This window comes from Bacillus horti (assembly GCF_030813115.1).
In the GTDB taxonomy this organism is placed as follows: Bacteria; Bacillota; Bacilli; order Caldalkalibacillales; family JCM-10596; genus Bacillus_CH; species Bacillus_CH horti.
The window spans coordinates 118,284-141,694 of the sequence record NZ_JAUSTY010000011.1 but is presented as its reverse complement, the minus strand read 5'-3'; the positions used below and the strand labels follow the sequence as shown (position 1 = coordinate 141,694).

At 39.8% G+C, this 23,411-nt stretch carries 24 protein-coding genes, 1 tRNA gene and 1 riboswitch; of the genes, 16 read left to right on the top strand and 9 right to left on the bottom strand.

Annotation, left to right across the window (positions count from 1 at the left end):
• Positions 1 to 30: 30 nt before the first annotated feature.
• On the bottom strand, positions 31 to 666 hold the full coding sequence (locus J2S11_RS13925; RefSeq protein WP_307395535.1) for a YktB family protein: 636 nt from the start codon (positions 664 to 666) through the stop codon (positions 31 to 33).
• Between the two features lie 191 nt (positions 667 to 857).
• Between J2S11_RS13925 and J2S11_RS13920 the strand changes: the two genes are divergently transcribed.
• From J2S11_RS13920 to J2S11_RS13910, 3 genes are all read left to right on the top strand, one after another.
• Positions 858 to 1,067 (top strand): hypothetical protein, encoded by a 210-nt coding sequence (locus tag J2S11_RS13920; protein WP_307395533.1) that lies wholly within the window; start codon positions 858 to 860, stop codon positions 1,065 to 1,067.
• Between the two features lie 239 nt (positions 1,068 to 1,306).
• Positions 1,307 to 2,143 carry an inositol monophosphatase family protein gene (locus J2S11_RS13915; RefSeq protein WP_307395530.1) on the top strand — a complete coding sequence of 279 codons (837 nt, stop codon included), beginning with the start codon at positions 1,307 to 1,309 and terminating at the stop codon, positions 2,141 to 2,143.
• A gap of 39 nt (positions 2,144 to 2,182) precedes the next feature.
• On the top strand, positions 2,183 to 3,073 hold the full coding sequence (locus J2S11_RS13910) for an NAD(P)-dependent oxidoreductase (RefSeq protein WP_307395528.1): 891 nt from the start codon (positions 2,183 to 2,185) through the stop codon (positions 3,071 to 3,073).
• 132 nt (positions 3,074 to 3,205) lie between these two features.
• Here the strand turns inward: J2S11_RS13910 and J2S11_RS13905 are convergent, their stop codons facing one another.
• Positions 3,206 to 3,400, bottom strand: a complete 195-nt coding sequence (locus J2S11_RS13905) for a YlaF family protein (RefSeq protein WP_307395526.1) — start codon at positions 3,398 to 3,400, stop codon at positions 3,206 to 3,208.
• Positions 3,401 to 3,592: 192 nt separating this feature from the next.
• On the opposite strand from J2S11_RS13905, the gene typA reads away from it, so the two are divergent.
• The 3 genes from typA to J2S11_RS13890 all read left to right on the top strand — a co-directional run bounded on the left by typA (position 3,593) and on the right by J2S11_RS13890 (position 6,092).
• Complete coding sequence (gene typA, locus J2S11_RS13900) at positions 3,593 to 5,431, top strand: translational GTPase TypA (protein ID WP_307395524.1); 1,839 nt, start codon at positions 3,593 to 3,595, stop codon at positions 5,429 to 5,431.
• Between the two features lie 83 nt (positions 5,432 to 5,514).
• Positions 5,515 to 5,799, top strand: a complete 285-nt coding sequence (locus J2S11_RS13895; protein ID WP_307395522.1) for a YlaH-like family protein — start codon at positions 5,515 to 5,517, stop codon at positions 5,797 to 5,799.
• 20 nt (positions 5,800 to 5,819) lie between these two features.
• The gene (locus tag J2S11_RS13890; protein ID WP_307395521.1) at positions 5,820 to 6,092 is read left to right on the top strand and encodes a hypothetical protein; all 273 of its coding nucleotides are present in this window, start codon (positions 5,820 to 5,822) and stop codon (positions 6,090 to 6,092) included.
• 61 nt (positions 6,093 to 6,153) lie between these two features.
• On the opposite strand, the gene J2S11_RS13885 is transcribed toward J2S11_RS13890, so the two are convergent.
• On the bottom strand, positions 6,154 to 6,354 hold the full coding sequence (locus J2S11_RS13885; protein WP_307395519.1) for a YlaI family protein: 201 nt from the start codon (positions 6,352 to 6,354) through the stop codon (positions 6,154 to 6,156).
• A 154-nt stretch (positions 6,355 to 6,508) separates the two neighbouring features.
• Between J2S11_RS13885 and J2S11_RS13880 the strand changes: the two genes are divergently transcribed.
• Together J2S11_RS13880 and J2S11_RS13875 are read left to right on the top strand one after the other, a co-directional pair.
• Positions 6,509 to 7,576, top strand: coding sequence for an LCP family protein (locus J2S11_RS13880; protein ID WP_307395517.1), 1,068 nt, complete (start codon positions 6,509 to 6,511; stop codon positions 7,574 to 7,576).
• An 84-nt stretch (positions 7,577 to 7,660) separates the two neighbouring features.
• Positions 7,661 to 8,116, top strand: a complete 456-nt coding sequence (locus J2S11_RS13875) for a pyridoxamine 5'-phosphate oxidase family protein (RefSeq protein WP_307395515.1) — start codon at positions 7,661 to 7,663, stop codon at positions 8,114 to 8,116.
• 113 nt (positions 8,117 to 8,229) lie between these two features.
• On the opposite strand, the gene J2S11_RS13870 is transcribed toward J2S11_RS13875, so the two are convergent.
• Complete coding sequence (locus J2S11_RS13870) at positions 8,230 to 8,889, bottom strand: YhcN/YlaJ family sporulation lipoprotein (RefSeq protein WP_307395512.1); 660 nt, start codon at positions 8,887 to 8,889, stop codon at positions 8,230 to 8,232.
• A gap of 166 nt (positions 8,890 to 9,055) precedes the next feature.
• Here J2S11_RS13870 and J2S11_RS13865 point away from each other — a divergent pair, with 166 nt between their 5' ends.
• The 3 genes from J2S11_RS13865 to J2S11_RS13855 all read left to right on the top strand — a co-directional run bounded on the left by J2S11_RS13865 (position 9,056) and on the right by J2S11_RS13855 (position 12,278).
• Positions 9,056 to 10,393, top strand: coding sequence for a PhoH family protein (locus J2S11_RS13865; RefSeq protein ID WP_307395509.1), 1,338 nt, complete (start codon positions 9,056 to 9,058; stop codon positions 10,391 to 10,393).
• Between the two features lie 73 nt (positions 10,394 to 10,466).
• Positions 10,467 to 11,099, top strand: coding sequence for an MBL fold metallo-hydrolase (locus J2S11_RS13860; RefSeq protein WP_307395507.1), 633 nt, complete (start codon positions 10,467 to 10,469; stop codon positions 11,097 to 11,099).
• A 33-nt stretch (positions 11,100 to 11,132) separates the two neighbouring features.
• On the top strand, positions 11,133 to 12,278 hold the full coding sequence (locus J2S11_RS13855; protein ID WP_307395505.1) for a class I SAM-dependent methyltransferase: 1,146 nt from the start codon (positions 11,133 to 11,135) through the stop codon (positions 12,276 to 12,278).
• A gap of 278 nt (positions 12,279 to 12,556) precedes the next feature.
• On the opposite strand, the gene J2S11_RS13850 is transcribed toward J2S11_RS13855, so the two are convergent.
• Together J2S11_RS13850 and J2S11_RS13845 are read right to left on the bottom strand one after the other, a co-directional pair.
• Positions 12,557 to 12,781, bottom strand: a complete 225-nt coding sequence (locus tag J2S11_RS13850) for a DUF2626 family protein (RefSeq protein WP_307395502.1) — start codon at positions 12,779 to 12,781, stop codon at positions 12,557 to 12,559.
• A gap of 194 nt (positions 12,782 to 12,975) precedes the next feature.
• Positions 12,976 to 13,050: transfer RNA gene (locus J2S11_RS13845), tRNA-Gln, on the bottom strand.
• A 170-nt stretch (positions 13,051 to 13,220) separates the two neighbouring features.
• On the opposite strand from J2S11_RS13845, the gene J2S11_RS13840 reads away from it, so the two are divergent.
• Both J2S11_RS13840 and J2S11_RS13835 read left to right on the top strand, forming a co-directional pair.
• Positions 13,221 to 14,741: a copper amine oxidase N-terminal domain-containing protein gene (locus J2S11_RS13840; RefSeq protein ID WP_307395500.1), complete on the top strand. Its 1,521-nt coding sequence runs from the start codon at positions 13,221 to 13,223 to the stop codon at positions 14,739 to 14,741.
• Positions 14,742 to 14,972: 231 nt separating this feature from the next.
• Complete coding sequence (locus J2S11_RS13835; RefSeq protein WP_307395498.1) at positions 14,973 to 15,152, top strand: YqzE family protein; 180 nt, start codon at positions 14,973 to 14,975, stop codon at positions 15,150 to 15,152.
• 7 nt (positions 15,153 to 15,159) lie between these two features.
• Here J2S11_RS13835 and J2S11_RS13830 read toward each other — a convergent pair whose 3' ends face one another.
• From J2S11_RS13830 to J2S11_RS13820, 3 genes are all read right to left on the bottom strand, one after another.
• Positions 15,160 to 16,092, bottom strand: coding sequence for a hypothetical protein (locus tag J2S11_RS13830; protein ID WP_307395496.1), 933 nt, complete (start codon positions 16,090 to 16,092; stop codon positions 15,160 to 15,162).
• A gap of 116 nt (positions 16,093 to 16,208) precedes the next feature.
• Complete coding sequence (locus J2S11_RS13825; protein ID WP_307395495.1) at positions 16,209 to 17,108, bottom strand: YqhG family protein; 900 nt, start codon at positions 17,106 to 17,108, stop codon at positions 16,209 to 16,211.
• Between the two features lie 55 nt (positions 17,109 to 17,163).
• The gene (locus J2S11_RS13820) at positions 17,164 to 18,867 is read right to left on the bottom strand and encodes a DEAD/DEAH box helicase (protein WP_307395493.1); all 1,704 of its coding nucleotides are present in this window, start codon (positions 18,865 to 18,867) and stop codon (positions 17,164 to 17,166) included.
• A gap of 159 nt (positions 18,868 to 19,026) precedes the next feature.
• Positions 19,027 to 19,156, top strand: a riboswitch (glycine riboswitch).
• A gap of 211 nt (positions 19,157 to 19,367) precedes the next feature.
• Here J2S11_RS13820 and gcvT point away from each other — a divergent pair.
• From gcvT to gcvPB, 3 genes are all read left to right on the top strand, one after another.
• The gene (gene gcvT / locus J2S11_RS13815; protein ID WP_307395492.1) at positions 19,368 to 20,468 is read left to right on the top strand and encodes a glycine cleavage system aminomethyltransferase GcvT; all 1,101 of its coding nucleotides are present in this window, start codon (positions 19,368 to 19,370) and stop codon (positions 20,466 to 20,468) included.
• A gap of 104 nt (positions 20,469 to 20,572) precedes the next feature.
• On the top strand, positions 20,573 to 21,925 hold the full coding sequence (gene gcvPA / locus J2S11_RS13810; RefSeq protein ID WP_307395490.1) for an aminomethyl-transferring glycine dehydrogenase subunit GcvPA: 1,353 nt from the start codon (positions 20,573 to 20,575) through the stop codon (positions 21,923 to 21,925).
• A complete protein-coding gene (gene gcvPB, locus J2S11_RS13805; RefSeq protein WP_307395489.1) occupies positions 21,918 to 23,384 on the top strand; it encodes an aminomethyl-transferring glycine dehydrogenase subunit GcvPB in 1,467 nt (488 codons plus the stop codon). The genes gcvPA and gcvPB overlap by 8 nt, the downstream gene beginning before the upstream one ends.
• Positions 23,385 to 23,411: the final 27 nt, after the last annotated feature.

The following is a 23,411-nucleotide window of genomic DNA, read 5'->3' as shown; positions in this document are numbered from 1 at the left end:
GATGCTTAGACTTTATGAATACCTTTAATATTAAACCCTTACACGAAGAGATAATTTATATAGAGCACTCAACTGCTCAAAGGTATCTAGTATCTTATCCTCCAAAGCAGCTCCGTCCGTTAAAATGGGATCATGGCGATCAATATGAATGCCGCAAAGAAGCTCTGCTTTTTTGACATCTCGCAATCTTATGAGCATTTCTTTTACATCCTTCTGTTTCAATTCAGACTGGGGAATCGCCTCTGGTCTCATATGATCAATAGACCAAACAAAGCTGTCAGGGATTTGCTTATAAATAGTGGCTGCTTCTTTAAGCGCAACCTTTGCAAAATCCTGTTTTGTAGGACATTCATAAATTAAAGCGAACCAAACAAATAGATGACTCTCCCACATACCAACTTGAAAGTGGGGGTGCTGCTTATAACCACGTTTATTATTTGCCCAAGCTACCCAGGTATCGTTAGGGGGATTGACTGTTCGCCGCGCATGCTTAGCCACATGAGGAAACATTTCCTCTCCTACAAGCTCAGATAAGGGCTTCTGAAGCCTTGTGCCTAGTTCTTCAAGCTTAGGGCGAATTAGCTTAATTAAGGCTGCCATACGTTCATCTAAACCTTCTATATGAAAAACATCAAAATCCTGCTGAGTAAAGCCTGTAAATGTCATTGTTCATTCTCCTTTCTAATGAGGAAGGTTTGTCCTTTTGTTTATGTTCGCCATCATTCTGGGTACTAGATAAATATAACAAAAAATAATAATAAGTAAAAATTGTTATTGCAAAAAGGAGCCATGCATAATAATATATATTAACAAATAAATTTTCTGAATATTAAAAGTAGAGAGGAAGTGACGTAACCATGGAACAAGTCATTGGAGTGTTTAAAAGGGATCATGCAGAAAGAAGAATTCCTGTGTTACGGATGGAAATTGATTATGAGTTAGTTAATTTACATGATGCCATGATTGATGAGGATATACCAAAAATGGATATATGTAAGCAAAGGCTAATGGAATTAAGCAAGGAAATGATGTTGCTAGAAGCATACTCTATCGGAGGTCAAAGGTGAACGATTGTCAAAATGAAATAGATCAATAGGTAGCGTCCCTAAAAGGTTGGAAAGGGACGCTACTTTTATTTTAATGGACTAGACAACTTATTTATCTTTGTAATAATCTCAGAGCTTTTCTAAAATAGAAAATCATCCTAATACTATGCCTTAGGTGCGTAGTTCTTATCAGGCACGAAAGAGTGTGGTAACATTAGAAGAAAAGAAGCATATAGGAGTGCCTTAGAGGAGGAAATAATTTGAATAGTGGAACTTTTAAAGCGATATTTGAGCATGCTAAGGAATGGACATTAGAGGCAGGAAGACAATTACGAGAAACTCTTCAAGATCAGATTGTTGTAGAATATAAAACATCTGCAGCAGATTTAGTAACAGAGAAAGACAAAGCGATAGAACAATTTTTTGTTGAAAGAATTAATGAATTTTACCCAAAACATTTTATATTAGGGGAAGAGGGGATAGCTTCCGGACAGGAATTCCAGCCTGAGAAGGAAACGGTATGGATTATAGACCCGATTGATGGAACCACTAACTTTGTCCATCAAAAAAAGGATTTTTCCATCTCCATCGGCATTTTTGTCAAAGGTACTCCTATGATTGGGATCATATATGACCCAATACAGGATGAATGCTTTTATGCACAAAAAGGAGAAGGGGCTTATCATAATGGTAAGAAACTTCCCCTGCTTTCGGAAACAACAGTAGAAGAATCTGTTCTAGGGATAAATGCGTTATGGCTTACGTCAAATGAAATTTTTGATCATGCAAGATTCCAATCGCTAGTTAGGCATGCACGTGCAGTACGTTCTGTTGGCTCAGCAGCCTTAGAGCTAGCCTATGTAGCCTGTGGACGCTTTGATGGCTCTGTAAGCTTACGCTTATCTCCATGGGATTATGCTGGTGGAGTAGCCATATTAGAAGAGGTTGGGGCAAAGGTGACAACAATTGATAACCAACCATTATCTATTAGTGCCAAGCGCACAACCGTTTTTGCAGCAAGTCCTAAACTACATCAAGAGATTATGGAAAACTTTTTACTTTCATCAGATATACCCAAATATAGTTTAAAGGTTTAGTATCGCTAGCTAATTAAATTTGGATAGGAGGACTTTATCGTGAAAGTAGGTTATATAGGATTAGGGACGATGGGTTTACCTATGGTTAAGCACCTTATTCATGCAGGCTATGAAACCTGGGTGGTATCAAGGAGCCGTCAGCCTATAGAACAAGCAATTGCTTGGGGCGCTAAAGAAGCTAATCATCCACAGGATTTAGCTGAAAAAGTGGATATGGTGATGACCTGCCTACCTAGCTTAGATTCTGTTGAACTCGTATATTTTGGAGAAAATGGGATCGTACAAGCTGACTTAAACAATAAGCTAGTCTTTGATTTTAGCACGGTGTCACCTGAACTTAATCGTAAGCAAGACCAGGTTGTCCGTCAAAAAGGCGGCTCGTTTTTAGATGCTCCTTTAAGTGGTGGACCAATGGGAGCTGAAGCAGGAACCCTAACGATTATGTGTGGTGGGGAGCAAGCTGCGTTTGATCAAGCTTTACCGGTCTTAGAAAAGATGGGTAAGACGATTGAATTCGTGGGGCAGGTGGGCTCTGGAAGTGTGGTCAAGCTTCTTAATAATATGCTGGTGGGCATTCACACTGCTGCTTTATCTGAAGCGTTTGTGATGGGAGCGAAAGCCGGGATAAATCCAGCTCTAATACACAAAATTATTAAAGCAAGTACTGGTCATTCATTTATGATAGATCGAACGATTGACTTGATTCAGGATAGAGATTTTAAGCAGCGCTTTATGGTGGATCTTCTTCATAAGGATATGAAATTAGCCACTGAGCTAGCGACTGAGCTAGAGGTTAATGCAGACTTAGGAAAGCTAGCTGAAGAAATTATTGCTGAAGTGACAGCCCGAGGTTACGGGAAGCAGGATATTTCGGCGATCATCCGTCTATTAGAGGAAGACAGTGGTGTAGAGGTACACAGAAAAGCCTAATAAGAGTCTTACTTGTGCTGAAAGAGTCTTATAGAACGACTAATTGAAGCTATGAAGAATTTAAGAAGTTACGGGTATTTTTTAAAAAAGCCAGGATTCTGGAAATAGCAATCCTGGCTTTTTTATGCATACTTAAGACTTGGATCTATTCTCATCCTGAAGCCTAAATTTCTTTTTGAAGGAAAACCCCACGCCCATCACCACAACAGATGCTAATAAGGATAAAATCACACCTAAAACACTTCTCTCAGCCACAAAAATTCCTGCTAACACAAAGCAGCTTACAGCAGCTAGTGCAAACAATAGTGAAATGACTTTTCTATTCATGACAAGCCTCCATTATATAAACCCTGAGTAAAGATTTTTAAAAATTTCTATGATCCTAGTATAACAGATGTGAAATGAGTTGCCATCAGTTGCTTAGAAGTGTAAACTTGTTAAGGAACGTTTTAAGCAAAAAATGTCTTTTTATGACATGATCAATATAGATGTTTACATCAAAGGAGAAGAAAATAACGAATGAACAAAAGAGACGACTTAAGAAATATTGCGATCATTGCTCACGTCGATCATGGTAAAACTACATTGGTTGACCAAATGCTAAAGCAATCTGGAACGTTTAAAGAGCATGAGCAGCTTTCAGATCGAATGATGGATTCCAATGATTTAGAGCGCGAACGCGGGATTACGATTTTAGCTAAAACGACAGCTATTCATTACAGCGAAAACAGAATTAATATCTTAGATACACCAGGCCATGCTGATTTTAGTGGAGAGGTAGAGCGTATCCTGAAAATGGTTGATGGGGTTTTACTTGTTGTTGATGCTTTTGAAGGCTGTATGCCACAAACAAGATTCGTTCTCAAAAAGGCTTTAGAGCACAAGCTAACACCTATCGTAGTCGTAAATAAAATTGACAGAGAAAATTCAAGACCAAAGGAAGTCGTAGACGAGGTACTTGATTTATTTATTGATCTTGATGCTGATGAAGAGCAATTGGAATTTCCAGTTGTCTACGCATCTGCCTTAGCAGGGACATCTAGCTTAGATCATGAACAACAAGGTCCAGATATGAAAGATCTATTTGAAACGATTATAGAGCATATTCCGGCACCAAACTTAGAACAATCAGCACCATTACAGTTCCAAGTTACGATGTTAGATTACAATGAATACCTTGGACGTATTGGTATCGGTCGTATTCACCGTGGAAACATGCGTATTAATCAACCTATTGTTGTTTTAACAAGGGAAGGGAAGGTTAAGAACTTCCGTGTAACCAAGCTCTTTGGTTTCTTAGGCTTGAAGAGAATTGAGATTGAAGAGGCTACAGCTGGGGATATCGTAGCTGTTGCAGGCTTAGAGGATATTAATGTTGGGGAAACAGTGTGTGATCCTGCTACACAGGAGGCTTTACCATTACTAACGATAGATGAGCCTACATTAAAGATGACATTCCTAGTGAATAACAGCCCTTTTGCAGGACGTGACGGTAAGCATGTAACGTCTAGAAAGCTACGTGATCGTTTGTTTAAAGAGCTTGAAACGGATGTTAGCTTAAGAGTAGAAGAAACGAACAGCCCAGAGGTGTTCACTGTTTCTGGAAGAGGGGAGCTACATCTTTCCATTCTAATAGAAAACATGCGACGAGAGGGCTTTGAGCTACAGGTTTCTAAGCCAGAGGTTATTATTAAAGAGATAGATGGGCAAAAAATGGAGCCCTACGAGCGTTTGATTGCTGATGTTCCTGAGGAGTACACGGGAGCCATTATGGAAACCCTTGGAACAAGAAAAGCGGAAATGGTGAACATGATTAATAATGGATTTGGTCAAGTGCGTTTAGAGTTTATTGTTCCTTCCAGAGGTTTGATCGGCTATCGTACTGAGTTTCTAACACAGACTCGTGGATATGGAATTATGACCCATTCCTTTGACTCTTATCGTGCGGTTGTTAGAACACAGCTTGGCGGAAGGCGCTTTGGTGCTTTGATTGCCCACGAAACAGGAACTGCGAATACGTATGGTCTACTGAACGTAGAGGATCGTGGAACGATGTTTATTGTACCGGGTACAGAGGTGTATGAGGGCATGATTGTTGGAGAGCATTCACGTGATAATGACCTAACAGTAAATGTTTGTAAAATGAAGGCAGCAAATAACATTCGCTCAGCTACAAAAGAAGAGACAGTTAAGCTTAAAGCACCACGTTTGTTAACGATGGAGGAAGCTCTTGAGTTTCTTAATGATGATGAGTATTGTGAAATTACTCCGAGCACAGTTAGACTTCGTAAAAAGTATCTAGTGAAATCAGAACGGGAGCGTCACGAGAAGCAATCTAAGCTCCAAGCGTCAAAATAAAAGTGGCTGTGACCATAGAGTAAGACACAAACAATAGCTCACAGGGATTGTATCCTTTTGAAACGGAAAGGAAGTGAAGCTAGATGATTACAGATCTATTATTTGTAGGGAATGAAATGCCTTTGTGGGGGTTTCTAGTCCTTTACGGAATGACAACCATTTTGTTGGCTATTGTCTATAAGCTTGGGTTTGCTAAAAGACTTCCTTTATTGAAGTCAGTAATTGTCTATATTATGCTTGCAATAGGAGCATTACCCCTAGCCTTTCTAGGGATTGCCCTACCTCTTGTAGAAGCCCTTTTAATCGCAACTGCTATATTGATTATCGTTAGGTTTAGGATGAGAAAATCAGATAATAAAAATGGCTAGTGAGAAGGGGTTGAGGCAAGATGACAAAAGATGATGCCATCTTTAACTGGCTACAGATTAAATATGTAGCCGAGCAGCGGACAAATGATCAAGCGGCACAGGAGACGTATCAGTTCTTTACGGCAATCTTAACGGAGGATCACAAGCTAGACGAACTACAAGTACAGATAGCAGATGGTATGTATGTCGTGTCCTTTACAGATGAGGGGAAGCCAGGACAAAAGAAATTCCCCGCCGAGTTTGTGCGGCAGCTTTACCTAGATATTGAAAATGAGCCTAAATTTAATCAGTAAAAGAATAAATAAAAAGAGTAGCCGAACTCAAAATGGGAGTTCATTGGCTACTCTTTTTCTATTACCATTCTTCCTCTTGAACTTGTAACGAGGTGTCTGGAAGTAGACCATCTGCCCGCCGCTTTTCGGTATTTTCCGTAATTCTTTCTTTGCACGGTAGGCACATATATGTCACTAAAGGATGATTTCTAAGCTTTTTACCAAGGAGGGAATCTGGATGAATTTCCTCCACCTGATCACATATGACACATTGTACTTTCATTTCAAAACTCCTCCTATACGACTTAAGTATAGCACGAAAAAATAACAGAATATACAAATGTCCTACATTTTCATAAGACAAGCTACGGGAATTGACAACATTTACATTTCCGCTTACACTTTTAAGTATGGTTTTAAGGGGAGGAAGTCGAAACATGGAAGAAAATCGAACGGTTAGTCGGACTAGGAGTAAACGCAGGAAATTGAAGCAAAAGAAAAAAAAGAGATTAACGATAGTAGGCATCAGTTTTTTGATTATCTTTTTAGGGGCGATAACTGTTTTTGGCTTTTTCTATTCTAAGCTTGATCAGTTATTTGCAGGAATTTCTGAAACTAAATCATCAACGGGGCAATCAGCAAATGCAGCGACACTTGATCCATCCTTAACTCCTGTTGATCGAAACAAAGACGAGCCTTTTGCCGTTGCTATTATGGGTACAGATGGAAGAGCAGGCGGTGGAGGCTATAATACTGATGTTCTATTAGTTGCAGTAGTAGACCCTAATGACAAAGGAATCACTATGCTCTCTATCCCAAGAGACACTAAAGCTGAAATACCTGGATACTCTGGTTATCGTAAGGTTAACTCAGCTTATGCTTATGGAGAGTTAAAAAGAGCCTCACAGGAAAGAAATGGGGAGATGATTACAGAAACCGGTCCTTCGCTAGTGAAAAAAACATTATCAAACCTATTAGATATTCCTATAGATTTTCACGTACAAATAGGCTTTGACGGCTTTGTTGATGTTGTTGATGCTGTAGATGGTGTCAGAGTTAATGTTTCAAGATCCATGCAATATGATGACCCTATTGATGGTACGCATATTCGTTTAGAGCCAGGTGAGCAGACATTGGACGGAAAAAATGCCCTAGACTATGTCCGTCACCGCTTGGATAACCGTGGAGTAAGCTATTATTCCAGTGACTTTGAGCGAAATGAAAGACAGCAGGAGGTCATTCGAGCCGTTATCGGTAAGCTATTATCCATACAAGGTATGACGAATTTGGACAATGTGATTGAAGCGATTGCAGATAACGTTTCAACTAATTTCACCTCTGAGCAGTTGATGGAGCTGACAAGATCCTTTGTATCTTTAAGGACTCCACAAATCAGTTCTATTGAAACGGATGCTTATTGGGATTCAAGTCAATCCTATACGATCATCCCAGAAAGTAATCTTATTGAAATTCGTCAACAGCTTAAAGAATTGCTACATAAATAAACTCTTTTAGTTTTAGAAACGTGATAAAAGGGGAAGAATCCCAATAGTACGTATCAATTAAGATGATTTAAGGGAGGCTTAAACATGGCTAAAAACACACCAGCAACAGAATTGAATGAAGACTTACAAGGACTACTACAGAAGGAACGTTTTATTACTTTAGCTACTGTAGATCATGAATCTGGAGCACCAAGTGTCAGTGCGATCTCATGGGTATATGCAGCTGATGCTGGAACCATAAAATTTGCGGTGGATCATCGTTCAAGAATCATTGAAAATATCAATAAAAATGATGCGGTGGTATTTAATCTAATCGGAGCAGGATCTTGTTTTTCCATTTCTGGTAAGGCTAGTGTTGAAAGTGAACGTATGGAGGAAGTGCCAATCAAGCTAGCAAAGGTCTCTGTAAGTGTTTCTGAGGTGCGAGATGTGATGTTTTACGGAGCAAAAATTGTAACAGAGCCTGCGTATGACAAAACATACGATGAAGAAGCGGCTGCTAAGCTGGATAAGCAGGTTATGGATGCGCTAAAAGCATAATTTGGAGTCATATAAAAGGAGAAGGTAGTTTTCACATAACTGCCTTCTCCTTTTTGGTATGCAGAACTATTTATCATATGGCAAGTTTAATGTTACTCCGTATCTATAAGTTACTACTCGGGAGAGACAGGAGTCCCATCCGGATTCTCTGGCTGCTGTACAGATCTAGGAACCTGGGGCATTAGCCTCCCAACTATTTCTGCTAGCTCTTCCATAATGCCAGCGACAGGATGTCCTTCTCGAACCTCTTTACCCATTTCCCTTAAACGGAAGTTGGTATCTGGATCAGCTGTAACGATGGCATAGGCACCACGTGGATCCGCTTTTAACGCTTCAGCAACGGAATACTTTACTGTTCCGGCCTTGGAACGGTCTAGCTTGGCATCAATATCAATACCAACAACAGCATAGCGCCCAAGAACAACAGCTGTAGCGTCATTAACATGATCAATTCGAGTAGCTAGCTCAACTAAGCGATCAGCCACTTCCTGAGAATCTGTTCTATTCACTTGTTCATTCTCTGGGATAAATCCGTCCCTATAGCCTTTATAGCTATTTCTAGGACGAACAGGGACAGGCTCATCGTACATATTATAGCTATCATACGAAGTCATACCATCATTGTAGCCTGAATAATTGTCGTAAGCTCCTAGCTCATTCTGATTATAGTAGCTTGAATAGCCATCAGGCTGTGCTTCTGAATTAGGAGAACAGGCCGAAAGTAAAGTGAAGCAGCAGATAACTAATAGTACGGATAGTAAGTTCTTATTCATTTTATCTACACCTCCTTCCAATTGCAGATAGCTTCATCCATCTACATTTAAAGAGAATAGGCATAGTTTACCCGTCTATATTATTTTCATGAATCATACAATAAAAAAACAGCATGTAACATCCATCTTTTTTTCCAGCCAGGTGTCATATAAGGGAGGCGAAAATTTGAAGAAGGTCTACGTATTAGATACGAATGTACTTTTACAAGATCCTCATGCGATTTATTCCTTTGAGGATAATGAAGTTGTGATTCCAGCAGTCGTATTAGAGGAAATTGATTCTAAAAAAAGGTATATGGATGAAATTGGACGTAATGCAAGATATGTATCCCGCTTACTGGATCAATATCGTCAAAAAGGAAAGCTACATCTTGGTGTACAGCTTGAGCACGGAGGCACATTAAGAGTAGAGCTTAACCATAAGTCATATCAAAAGCTACAGGATATTTTAGTTGAAAAAACAAATGATAATCGTATCATCGCCGTAGCTTTAAATTTGCTAGATGAGTTTCAAACTAAAGGGGAGCATGTCCCCGTTATATTAGTAAGTAAAGATGCCCTCGTTCGCGTGAAATCGGAGGTTTTCGGATTACAGGCTGAAGATTTTCTATCCGATCAAGTGATCCAATACTCCAAAAGCTACACAGGCTATATGACTGTTAATGTAGAAAAAGAAAAGATTGATCTTTTCTACTCTCAGCAGTATCTAGAAATTGCCTCTCTCTCCTTCACTCAACACTGGTATCCCCATCAATTTATTGTTTTAAAAGATAAATATGGTAGTTCTTCCTCAGCTATCGGTAGGATTAGTCTTGATAAGCAGAGAGTTTTGCCACTCAAGCAGCATAATGAGGAGCATGTTTGGGGAGTAAAGGCAAGAAATGTACAGCAGAAAATGCTGATTGACCTCTTACTAGATGATCAAATCCCTTTAGTGACAATAACAGGTAAGGCAGGAACAGGTAAAACCCTTCTTTCCTTGGCAGCGGGATTATTAAAAATTGAGGATGAGCATAAGTATCAACGAATGCTTGTGGCTAGACCTGTTGTACCACTAGGAAAGGATATAGGCTATCTTCCTGGTGAAAAAGAAGAAAAGCTTAGACCATGGATGCAGCCTATCTTTGATAATCTTCAATATTTATTTCACACCAAAAAAGCAGGGGATTTAGAGAGAATTCTAGCAGGTATGAATAAAACGATTGAAGTGGAAGCACTAACCTATATCAGAGGAAGGAGCATTCCCGATCAATTTATTATAATAGATGAGGCACAGAATTTAACAAAGCATGAGGCTAAAACAATTCTAACTAGAGTAGGGGAAGGAAGTAAGCTCATTTTAATGGGCGACCCCGAACAGATTGATCATCCTTATTTAGATGAATCAAACAATGGATTAACGTATGTCGTGGAGCAATTTAAAGAATATGCGATAAGTGGGCATGTGAAATTAGAGAAAGGGGAGAGATCACAGCTCGCTCAGCTTGCTGCTAAAATTTTGTAGATGTACAATAGAGGGAAGGGTGCCGATGAATTTTCTATATGGCCCCAGCATAAAGCAAATGGAGGAGTAAAAAATGAAGCTATGGACTCAGCCGCTTGGGCCAGTACAGACTAACGGGTTTGTTATATCTAATGATGATAATGAAGGTATTGTCATTGATCCTGGAATGGAACCAGATGCGATGATTCAGGAGATAGGAAGTATGGATATTAAAGCGATTCTTCTTACCCATGCCCATTTTGATCATATAGGTGGTTTGGAGCAAGTAATGAAGCATACGAACGCTCCAGTTTATATTCATTCAGAAGAGCAAAGCTGGTTAAGTACTCCTGAGCTTAATGGATCAGCGAGATGGCCAGCTGTTTTGGAGCCTCTAGTCATCAATATTGAAAGTACTGCTATTGAGGACGGTCAAAGACTTGAGTTTGCAGGCTTTGATATCGAGGTATTACACACTCCTGGACATTCCCCTGGAAGCGTGTCCTTTTACTTTGCTAAACATGATCTTGTCATAGCAGGCGATACTTTATTTGCAGGTTCAATTGGACGAACAGATCTACAAGGAGGAGATTACGACCGGCTGATTAACTGCATACAAACTAAATTGCTAACTCTTCCTCCGGGCACAGCGGTATATCCTGGACATGGTCCAAGTACTACGGTGAAAGCTGAAGCCCAATTCAATCCATATGTTGGTCAGCTTTAATAAATAGTAAATGTGTGGGCTAAGGAGAACTTTATGAAGGGTCGAGAGCTTGAACAAATTATCAGAGAAAAAATCGTACAATCTGAGCAGGGTTTCATTACATTTGCTGAATACATGGAGCAGAGCCTGTATCATCCTGAACTAGGATACTATATGAAACCTACTGTTAAGATAGGGAAACAGGGAGACTTTTACACATCTAGCTCCGTTCATTCTGTTTTTGCTGAAACATTTGTAGATCTAAGTGTACAGGTGAGTAAGGCCTCTAACGTACCTCTCACCTTTTTAGAGGTGGGGGCTGGAACCGGCTTATTTGCTACGCAGTTTCTTCAAACCCTGCAAACGAAACATCCCCTTGTTTACAAGGATAGTACGTATTATATTTTTGATCGAAGTGAGCAGCATATTCGTCAGCAAAAGGAACAGCTAGATGTTCATGGAGAGAGAGTCCGTTGGATTTCTATTGAAGATGAATGGGAGGGCTATGAGGGAATCATCTTAACCAATGAGCTATTTGATGCCTTCCCCGTCCATCTTATCAAGAAGATCAATGGAGGCATTAAAGAAATAGCGGTTACATGGTCAGAAAAGCAACAACAGCTAATTGAACAATTAATTGATCCAAAGAAGTCAGTAACGGATTACCTGCGAGATAACCATCTATCCATAAATGAAGGACAGGTTATGGAAATCCCTGTTGCTGTTTCTCAGTGGTTACACAACTTTTCAAAAAAGATCCAGAGCGCCCTTTGGTTTGTAGTTGATTATGGCTATACGGATGAAGAAATAGCCCTTCCACAGTATAGAGAAGGAAGCTTATTATGTTATTATCAGCATCAAGTGGATGATCGTCCTTTAGAGCAGCCTGGTCATAAAGATATTACATATCATATTCACTTCGACTCTATAACCCGTGAAGCGATAAAAGGGGGGTGGAACAAGCAAGGACTGTTTCCTCAGCATCAATTTTTACTACAGGCAGGAATACTACAGTATCTTGCTAACCACACTGGTGGAGACCCGTTCCAGCATAAAGGGATAGCAAAAAATCGGGCGATTAGACATTTGATTTCCCCTGAAAGTATATCGGGATCATTCAGAGTGTTGATTTTATCCAAAGGCAAGTATGAGCAGCAGGAGAAAGCCTACGATTTTCTTAAACCAGTTACATTTATATAATGAGCTTCAGTTTAGTAATTCTGGATGACTTGGATAGATGCTTTGACAATGAAAGCTACTATCGAAGCCCTCTCAAAGAAGTCGTCTAGTCAATCATATAATTTGAAGAAAAACAAGGTATCAAATTTTATACTTTCTTAATACTGTAAAAAAGCTGTACCAGTTAGCTGGCACAGCTTTTTCATTGATGTACTTTTCTTGTCATAAGCTTGTTACAAAATGTAAACATTCGTTCATTATCTTAGTAACATTTCGTTGTGAGTGCTGGGGATTACAAACTACATTAAAAATGTTGTGTAGTATGTAAATCCAACAAAAAATAAAACAAGATACCCAGCAAAGATATAGATATATCCTCTCTCAGTCAAGTTCATGAAGCTAAGAGCAACGAAAACAGCTGTCTGAGCAAAGAATAATAAAGCCATACCTGGCATATGACCAATAAGTGCTAATAATGCAATGACCGCAGTCCAAAATGCAAAGACTCGATACATACGTGGCATAGTCTCCAATCCTCCCTTACATCACACTGCAACTATTCCATATTATAGAGTAGAATTGCAGGATTGTAAATGTCCTAAAGGTGACAATTTATGAAAAAAAGTTGATTATAAACTAAAAAAGAAGGGTAAAAACCAATTAGATGACCTACATATAACATCATGAAACCTACATACATCGCTGTGATTAGCTTGGATGGCTGGGAAGGCAGGATTTGAACCTACGCATCACGGAGTCAAAGTCCGTTGCCTTACCGCTTGGCTACTCCCCAACTATTCTTAGTATGGTCATTTTCCCCAACATTATTCCACTTCGGAAAAAAGTAAGATTGGAAGGTATATCCTTCACATTTCAGTAACTCTTTCATTGCAGGAAAACCCCTCATGGAAGAAGAATTATCCATATGAAGAGAAATCAATTAATCAAGAGGAGGAAGTACAATTGAAGAAATTTTTACCGGTATTTTTAGCTTTAGTTCTTATTTTAGCTGCCTGTTCAAGCACAACTCCAGCGTTAACGTCTGTTGTTCTTGACCAATTAGAGGTGAGTCAGTCATCTTACGAAGCAAAATCAAAAATAAAAATAAAGACGAATCTTGCTGATCATGATTCTTTAGGAACAATGCCAAAAGAAATGGCCCTAATCTTAAAGGTTCTAGAGGAAGGGATAGTCCTCGATATTAAGCAACAGGATTTACAAAACGCGTATATGAAACTAGGATTTGAGAACCCAGCTACAATTAAAGAATCCGTATACTGGGATAGTGAGCAGAATCCACAGTTAGAAATCTATACACTTGGCGAGAGCATGTACTTCAAGACACCAATTGAGGATAAGTTCTTCCATTTAGATTCTGAAGCTGGAATGAATATACAAGGAGTTTCTCAAGCAGAGATTAATAGCTTAAACACTTTTATATTCAATGCTTTTACAGATTATATTGAGCAGTTTGATTATGACTTAAGAGATATCGACAACAAAGGAAAGGTTCAGGTTAGCACCCCTGGATCTACAAAGACTGTGAATCACATCCAATTAAATATGAATCTAGAGGATGTAAAGGACTTTATTTCCTACACTTTAGGAAACCTGGCTGAATATGATCAGCTAGACAGCATTGCCCTAGAATATTTCAATCTATTGCTTTCTGATTTTGTAGCTGAGGAAGGCTACGGCTTAACAGATGAAGAAATAACAGAAATGGTTACTGAGCTTAGAACAGCTCTTCGTGAAGTGAAAGCAGCCATCGATCAATTTGATGAAGCAGATATTGCTGAACAGCTAGGATTTACTCCAGACCTTGCTATAGAATTAAATTATTATGTAACAGATGATGCTGAATTAGTTAAAAGTGAAATGAAATTTGATCTTACGCTTGAGCCAACAGTAGGTGGAGAAGAACCACTTCATATTCTCATTGAATCAGAGGATGTGTATTGGAACGTCCATGGAAATGTTGAGCTACCAGCATTTGATCGTGTAGATGTTTATGATCTATATGAACTATCGTCAGATTATAACGAGTTGGAGCAAATTCAAGAGAACTCTCCAGTTCGTCAGATGATTGAGCCGCTTTTATTCCCAAGAACTGCCACAATAGAGATTGGTAGTCCGATAGCTATGGTTAACCATGACTATGTGGAATTAGATGCTGTTCCTTACATTGAGAATGGGAATACAATGGTTCCTATTTCCATCGTTACAGATATTGCTTACACAGAGGCAGCATGGGATGGAGAAAACAAGGTTATTACCTTTGAGTTTGATGGTAAAGTAGCTACTGTTCAAGCTGGTAGCAATGTCGTTTTTGTAGATGGTACTGAGTATGAAATGGGTGTACCAATTGAAATTAAAAATGGAGTTGCTTTCGTTCCAATCCGCTTAGTTACAAAGCATTTAGGTGCTACAATCTATGTTTACGATGAAACAGGATTAATGGACATCTATAACGAGTACGAATAAGCGTATGAGGCTAGCCTGAAAGTAACGCTGAAAGAGTAATCTGAATGACACAATACTAAAACAAAAAGACGTTTCCTATTTCACATAAAGAATGTGGATGGAAGCGTCTTTTTTTGAATAAACATTCTTTAGATAGGAAAAACTGTAACTAAAAAGCAAAGAAAACAATTGAAAGACCCGATGAGAATCCTATGCTTAATTGCTTAACTCTTGCAGGAGGTGGAACAATGCATGTCATTTCAAGATCTTGTTAAGTTTATGACTCAGCAGGCCGTTCAGAGAATGGATACACCTAAGGATGTGAGGAAAGAGCAAAGAAGACAAAAAAAAGAACAGCAGGGGCACTGGAAACAGCATTGGTTTGGTTTGGTTCCACAAGCCCTTAGTATGTTCTTTAAGAAAAGAAGATAAAAGGCAGCTACTCAATAATTTGAAAGCTGCCTTGTTCTTTTAAATAAGATAAAGCAAGATACCGAGTTCCTTCATCTTCTTCAAGGGCAACATAAACTCCTTCATCTTGTATGCTTATTTCATCAGTCTGAGCAGTTTTATCTGACGAAGGAGCTATACTCCAATTATGCCAGCCTTGGACTGTGTATAGGGCTGTGACCTGCGGTAACAGCTCTGCTACATACATATAGGAATGGGATTCTTCTAGTTCCGTAGCTATTTCATGTGAGCTCCCATAATAGACAATGGGATCAGCAGCAAGAGTCTTGGCCTCAGTATGGTTTAAGAGCTTCTGAACCTTTTGTCCAGCCCATGAAGGTTGAACTAAAGAGAGGTCAACATGCTCGTATACTTCTCCCGTTAAGAAGTTCTGAGGAGAACCCTGAAACTCTTGACCCATGAATAATCCACTGTAGATCATGGTAGGCTGAGGTTCCTGAGTCATAGGCTGTTCAGGAGAGTGTTTCTCCCCAAAAGTATCCGAATTAAGAATATACTCAAATCCAGTTCCATACTCTACCAGGACAAATTCTTCCTGCTCATTTAAGCCAACAATTAAGTAACCTACCTCTTGACCGTTTTGTGACACTAGAGCAAGCCATTGCTTACTTCCGGGACCTACTGTGTGAATAGTGAAAGTTGCTTGTGCCCACTCCTCAAAGCTGGTATCTTGACTTGCTATTTCGCGAATGACTTCCTGTGTAAAGTCATGAAGCTTATTTGACCAGTTCGTTGAAGCGGCCTGTTTCGTTGAGTTATGGAATTCTGTTTCCTTCAGCTCTAAGCTTGATTCGCTGAACAGAGGCGAGGACATCGCGCTTCCATTTATGGGTAAATAGGCAATAGCTAAGCAAAAAAGGACAATGACATAAGCACTTGCTCTCTTCTTGTTGTTTTTCATGAGTATACCCTCCTAATGAAGCGAAATGAAATGCTTTTATATGTTCATCCTTATCCTACTTGAAAAGCCTTATAATTTCTGTAACACTCTGTCGGGCGAAATATAACTTTTTTGAACTAGTTCAATCGAATTTTAGTCTGTGGATCTGTTTGTAAGTAGACTAGTCCGACATTTATCGGGTTAACCTCTATTCTTGGTCGATATTGCTCTACTTCTGCTAGTCTTTTATTCAAAAGTGCCTCTCTTGAATATTCCTCTTCTTTTTCTGTTTCTAGCTGATCAGGACGTTTGTTTTGTTTTAGTTTTCCAAAGAAATCAGTTGGCTGTTGTTTCAAGTTCCTTGAGTTAGGAAAATAGAAGGATTTTATTAAGTCAATCTCCTCATCAAGTCGCTGATTTGCTTGGGTAGCCCAAGTGGTATCCTGATGATGAAGAAATTCCTGAATATGCTTCTCAATATGCTGAATAGAAGAAGCCAAAGAAAATATCGGCCGGAAGGTAAAGTGATAATCAGGTATTTTTGGCGTTAAGCGGTATTGACCTAGCACTCCTTCAAATTCTGTCATCATCTGTCCAGTAACAAGATTAAATCCTAGTGGATAAAAAATATCCTTTTTTTGATCACTGATAAAGGATATTTTATAATTAATAAGTAGCCAAGGCATCAAGCCTTGTGTTAAATTAGCTTTCGAAACTTCTTCATAGAGCCGAATGAATTGTCCGTTTTGCTTAGCTGAGTCGAATATTTGGTGGAGTCTCCAGCAGCCAAACTTAAGGAGCTCTCCTCTTACCTCATCAGGTACGTGATCATTATCAAAAACAAAGGTGAGCTGTGCAGGCTGTGGTGTAGCCCCTGTACGTTCTACAAACATCCAGTAATAAGGACGATTCATGATCTGTTTGTCCACCTCAGGAGTTAGCTGAGTGGTTAGATAGGTTTGGTCTTGATTAATGATTTGACAATCCATACTGTGTAAGAAAGCTTCTACATAGTTGTATAATTGTTGCTGATTCATAACTATGCTCCTTTATAAGTTTATCCCCGCCCGTTTCCTACTTAAAACATTGCATTTATTGTGATTGGACAGAATTTGGCTGTTTCATTTCCTTCATTGACTCTTGTATGGTCTGGAAATAGGAAGAAAAATTATCAAGCTTAATATGCATCTCTTTAGGAGATCCGGAAGCTAAGAAAATATCCGTTAAATGATCTTCAAGGGACTTATTTAATCTCATTTTATCTAGGATTTGATCCAGCTCCCCAATGACCATCTCGAACAGATGAATTTTTTCATAGAGTAGGTAGAGAATGTACTCTTCAATAGTTCCTTTTGTAGAGAGGTTGTAAATAAACACATCTCGCTGTTGTCCCAAGCGATGAACTCGGCCAATTCTTTGCTCCACTCGCATCGGATTCCAAGGAAGATCGTAATTAATGATATGGTTACAGAACTGCAGGTTAATCCCTTCTCCACCGGCTTCAGTGGCAATGAGCACCTGAGCCCTGCTCTGAAATAACTCTGTCATCCAATCCTTTTTACTTCTTTTGAACCCTCCACGAAAAGGCACAGAGCTTATCCCGTTTTCATATAAAATACGCTGTAAATAATCCTGTGTCGCCCGATATTCCGTAAAGACGATGACTTTATCATCAATTTCTTTAATAAGCTCCATCATCTTTTTAGCCTTGGAATGAGACTCGATTTCTTTAATCAAGCCCATAAGCTCCCATACATGTTTCTTCAGTGGGGAATCCTCGGTACATTTTTGATAAATGTTATACAAGGTGACGAAGGTCGCTTCACGGCTGCTGCAAATTTCTCTTTGTAAAGTAATCATGGAGAAGGCACTTCCCAGACCTGCGTTCGCTCTATACTGCTCTTGGACAAATTGAGTAACAGCATCATAAAGCCGCCTTTCCTCAGGGGAAAGCTCAAGCTGAATATTATGGACAATACGCTTAGTGAACTCTACGTTTCCATCCTTACGCATGTTTCGGATCATGACTTTTTTAAGCAAAGCTTGAAGCTGTTCCTCGTTCTTCGCTTCACGCTTTCCATTTACAAAAGTATCCTGAAAAGATACAGAATCACCTAAAATACCAGGCCTCAGAAGAGAAACAAGATTAAAGAGCTCCTGTATTTCATTTTGGACAGGTGTTGCTGTTAATAACAGACAATATTTTTTCTTTAATTGATTGATGAACTCATAATTCTTTGACTTATTATTCTTCAGTTTATGTGCTTCATCAATAATGATCATATCGTATTCCTGCTCCATGACATGATCACGATGTGGAGGGCGTTTAGCTGTATCAATGGAGGCAACAAGAATATCATATTGCTTCCACATATATTCCTTTTTCTGAGCCATTGCAGGTATAGAAAACTTTGCATTGAGCTCCTTTGTCCACTGAACAACAAGAGAAGCAGGAACTAGGATCAATGCTTTTTTTACGAGGCCCCGAATCATATATTCTTTTAAAATTAACCCAGCTTCTATTGTTTTACCTAATCCAACCTCATCTGCTAGGATGGCCTTTCCGTGCATCTCTGTAAGAACGGTTTTAGCAGCCTCAATTTGATGTGGGAAAGGAGTAAGCTGCGGAAGATGATGTAAGCTTTCTAAGGAATCGAAATCGGAAATCATTAAGCTTTTCTCTGCCTGAAGAGCAAGCTGAAATAGGTCTAGCTTATCCCAAGAGCCATCCTCTCTCATCTTTTTTTCCATTGTGTCAAGCCAGCTGTGGTTGTAGGTAATAGGAATCTGTGTCATTATGCACCTCGTTTATCTCAATGTCTTTAGCACAACGCTACTTTCAGCAGCTGTGCCTTTCTTTTGTAATTTGAAGTAGAAAAATGCCGAAAATAATGATAGGATAATAGGGGCATTAGTACTTAGTATAGTCATATTGAACGAAACAAATACTTGCGAATGATTGTAAGGGGAGAGACTATTAAGGGAATAATGGACGAGGGAAGGATAGTCCTTATTGCTTGAAATAGCGCCGAAGGAGCAAGCCGTTAGGGTGAATCTCTCAGGTACAGAAGACTCTTACAGGACGCACCTCTGGAGAGCGTTTGGTCGCTATAAGTGGATCAAACCACCAAAGGGGAAACCTTATTTTCTAAGCTGTGAAAGAAACAGAGGAATATAGGGGTAACTCTCAGGTAACAGGACAGGGATACAGGCAGCTGTATTTCTCTGTCTTTTTTTCATAGTTATTTTACTTAATCAAGAAATATTAGGGGTCAAAAAATCAAGGAGGTGTTCGCGTGGCAACATTAAAACAAACGCCACTTTTCCCTGTCTATGAAAAACACGGGGCCAAAACGATCGACTTTGGTGGCTGGGATTTACCTGTTCAATTTTCGAGTATCAAAGAGGAGCATGATGCAGTGCGGACGAAGGCAGGTCTTTTCGACGTTTCTCATATGGGAGAAGTTACGGTAAAAGGCTCTGGAGCTCTTGCATATCTGCAAAAAATGCTAACGAACGATGTAGCTAAGATTCAGGATGGGCAGGCTCAGTACAGCATTATGTGTTATCCTGACGGTGGATCGGTAGATGATCTGCTCGTTTATAAAAAAGCAGATGAGGATTACCTATTGGTCATCAATGCGTCGAACATAGACAAAGATGTAGAGTGGCTACAAAAGCACGCTGAAGGAGATGTAGAGGTTGTGAACGTATCTGATGATGTGTCACAGCTTGCTCTACAGGGACCATTAGCTCAACAAACTTTGCAAAAGCTTACAGATGTTGACTTAAATGAGATTGGCTTCTTTCAATTTAAAGAAGGCGTGGATCTTGGAGGTGTTTCAGGCTTAGTCTCCCGTACAGGATATACAGGTGAGGATGGCTTTGAAATCTATTTGAATCCAAGTGATGCTCCAGTGCTGTGGGAGAAGATCCTAGAGGCTGGTCAAGAGGATGGTGTGTTACCATGCGGCTTAGGAGCTAGGGATACGCTGCGCTTTGAAGCTAAGCTAGCGCTTTATGGACAAGAGCTTTCTCCTGACATTTCTCCTATTGAAGCGGGTCTAGGCTTCGCTGTTAAAGTAGATAAAGAAGAGGATTTTATCGGGAAGGATGTATTGAAGGAGCAAAAGGAAAACGGAGCTCCTCGTAAGCTTGTTGGTATTGAAATGATTGAACGTGGAATTCCAAGACACGGTTACCCAGTGTTCGCAGGTGAAGAGCAGGTAGGTGAGGTAACAACAGGAACTCAATCACCGACTTTGAAGAAGAACGTGGGATTAGCTCTTGTTAAGAAGGAGTATGCACAGCTTGGTCAAGAGCTGTACGTTCAAATTCGTAATAAAAACATCAAAGCTGTGGTGGTTAAAGCTCCTTTTTACAGACGTTCGAACTAAATTTCTGGATTGAAGCCTTAACCTGTTTTTCCATAATGGAACTTGATATTTCTCAGGTAGTAAATGAATAGTTGGATGCTTTTAGAGATGAAGGAGGGGTTTTCGTGACGTATCGTTACTTACCGATGACTGATGCAGATCGTAAGGAAATGTTAGCTGAAATTGGGGTACAATCGGCAGAAGAGCTATTTTCAGATATCCCAGATAAAATTAAGTATAAACAGGCTTTGAATATATCAAAGGCTCTGGATGAAACAACATTAACTCGCTACATGATGGGGTTGGCGAACAAAAATGCCAATTCGCTTGAGTACTCTTCTTTTATTGGAGCAGGGACGTATGAGCATTATATCCCAAGCGTTGTAAATCACGTGATTTCCCGTTCTGAGTTCTATACGGCTTATACACCTTATCAGCCTGAAATCAGTCAAGGTGAATTGCAGGCTATCTTTGAATTTCAAACGATGATTTGTGAGCTTACTGGAATGGATGTAGCAAACTCTTCGATGTATGATGGTCCAACAGCACTATCTGAAGCGGCAGCTATGGCTTCTGGTCTTGGTAAACAGAAGAAAATTGTGATCTCTAAAGCCGTTCATCCAGAAGCACGTAATATCCTACAAACTTCTTCAGTAGGACTAGGTATTGATGTTGTTGAAGTAGATGTAGTGGATGGAGTTACGGATTTAGCAGCTCTTGAAGCGGCCATTGATGATCAAACGGCTGGGGTGATTGTACAATATCCTAACTTCTTTGGAAATCTAGAGGATCTTGCCAAGGTTGAACAGCTTACACATGCTAGTAAAGGAATTATGATTGTAAGCTCGAATCCTTTAGCTTTAGGTACCTTGCAGCCACCTGGAGCGTTTGGTGCTGATGTGGTTGTGGGTGATGCGCAGCCATTCGGTATTCCTACTACTTACGGTGGACCTCACTGTGGTTACTTTGCTGTTACTACAAAGCTGATGAGAAAAATTCCTGGTCGTCTTGTTGGGCAAACAAAGGATGATGATGGAAAACGCGGCTTCGTGCTAACATTACAAGCGAGAGAACAGCATATTCGCCGAGAAAAAGCGACATCTAATATCTGTTCTAACCAAGCGTTAAATGCGATTGCAGCTTCTGTAGCAATGAGCTCATTAGGTAAAAATGGTGTACAGGAAATGGCTTTATTAAATATCCAAAAGGCCCAATATGCGAAGAAGCAATTACAAAACGTTAAAGGAATTGAGGTTACGTATGACCAGCCTTTCTTTAATGAATTTGTGATTAAACTGAGCAAGCCGGTTAAGGAAGTAAATAGTAAGCTTTTAGAGAAGAAAATCATTGGTGGATATGATCTTGGATTAGATTATCCGGAGCTTGAGCAGCATATGCTAGTAGCTGTAACGGAGATTAAAACAAAGCAAGAGATCGATCAATTTGTACAAGTGCTGGAGGGGATTATCAATGAATAAGAGTGGAGACAAAGCCCTCATTTTTGAAATGAGCAAACAAGGTCGTGTCGCATATTCTTTACCTGAAAACGATGTACCAGAGATTGATATCACAGATGCGCTTCCAGCTGATTTTCTAAGAGCACAGCCAGCTGAGCTTCCAGAAGTTTCAGAGCTACAGCTTATGCGTCACTACACAGAGCTTTCAACAAGAAACCATGGAGTAGATAGCGGCTTCTACCCGCTTGGGTCTTGTACGATGAAATATAATCCGAAAATCAATGAGGATGTAGCTAGATATCCTGGCTTTGCTCGTATTCATCCTTATCAGCCTGAGGAAAGTGTGCAGGGGGCGTTAGAGCTTCTTTACAACCTACAGGAGGATTTGAAGGAAGTAACCGGTATGGATGAGGTGACTCTGCAGCCTGCGGCAGGTGCTCACGGTGAATGGACAGGATTAATGATGATTCGTAAATATCATGAGTCTAAAGGTGAAGGAGAGCAGCGTACGAAGGTTATCGTGCCAGACTCTGCTCATGGAACGAATCCAGCAAGTGCTTCCGTAGCAGGTCTAGAAACGATAACGATTCCTTCTAACGAAAAAGGACTTGTAGATATTGATGCCCTGCGTAAGGCTGTCGGGCCAGATACGGCTGCATTGATGCTAACAAACCCTAATACATTGGGCTTATTTGAAGAGGAAATCGCTGAAATTGCTGAAATTGTACATGAGGTAGGCGGACTTCTTTATTATGATGGAGCTAATGCTAATGCTATTTTAGGCTTTGCTCGCCCTGGTGATATGGGCTTTGATGTGGTTCATTTGAATTTGCACAAAACGTTTACCACTCCTCACGGTGGAGGGGGACCAGGAGCAGGTCCAGTTGGAGTAAAGAAGCAGCTTATTCCGTTTCTACCGAAGCCAGTCCTAGTTAAGAAAGAGGATCGTTATACGTTTGAATATGATCGTCCAGAAAGCATTGGTCGGGTAAAGGCTTACTATGGCAACTTTGGTATTTTAGTACGTGCTTATACGTACATTCGTACGATGGGTGGAGAAGGATTACGTAGAGTTTCTGAGCAAGCAGTAATTAATGCTAACTACATGATGAGAAGGCTACAGAATCACTATGATCTACCATTTACTCAGCATTGTAAGCATGAATTTGTTCTTTCTGGTCGTCGTCAGAAGAAGCTTGGTGTCCGTACGTTAGATATTGCTAAGCGTTTGCTAGATTTTGGCTATCATCCGCCAACAATTTACTTCCCGTTAATTGTTGATGAATGCCTGATGATTGAGCCAACGGAAACAGAGTCGAAGGAAACGCTAGACGAGTTTATCGATGTGATGATTCAGATTGCAGAAGAGGCTGAAAACAATCCAGAAATTGTTCAAGAAGCTCCACACACAACGATTGTTGGCCGTTTGGATGAAGTAACAGCAGCACGTAAGCCAATCTTACGTTGGACGAAGGAATAAAGATATAAGGTAAATATAGAATAAAGT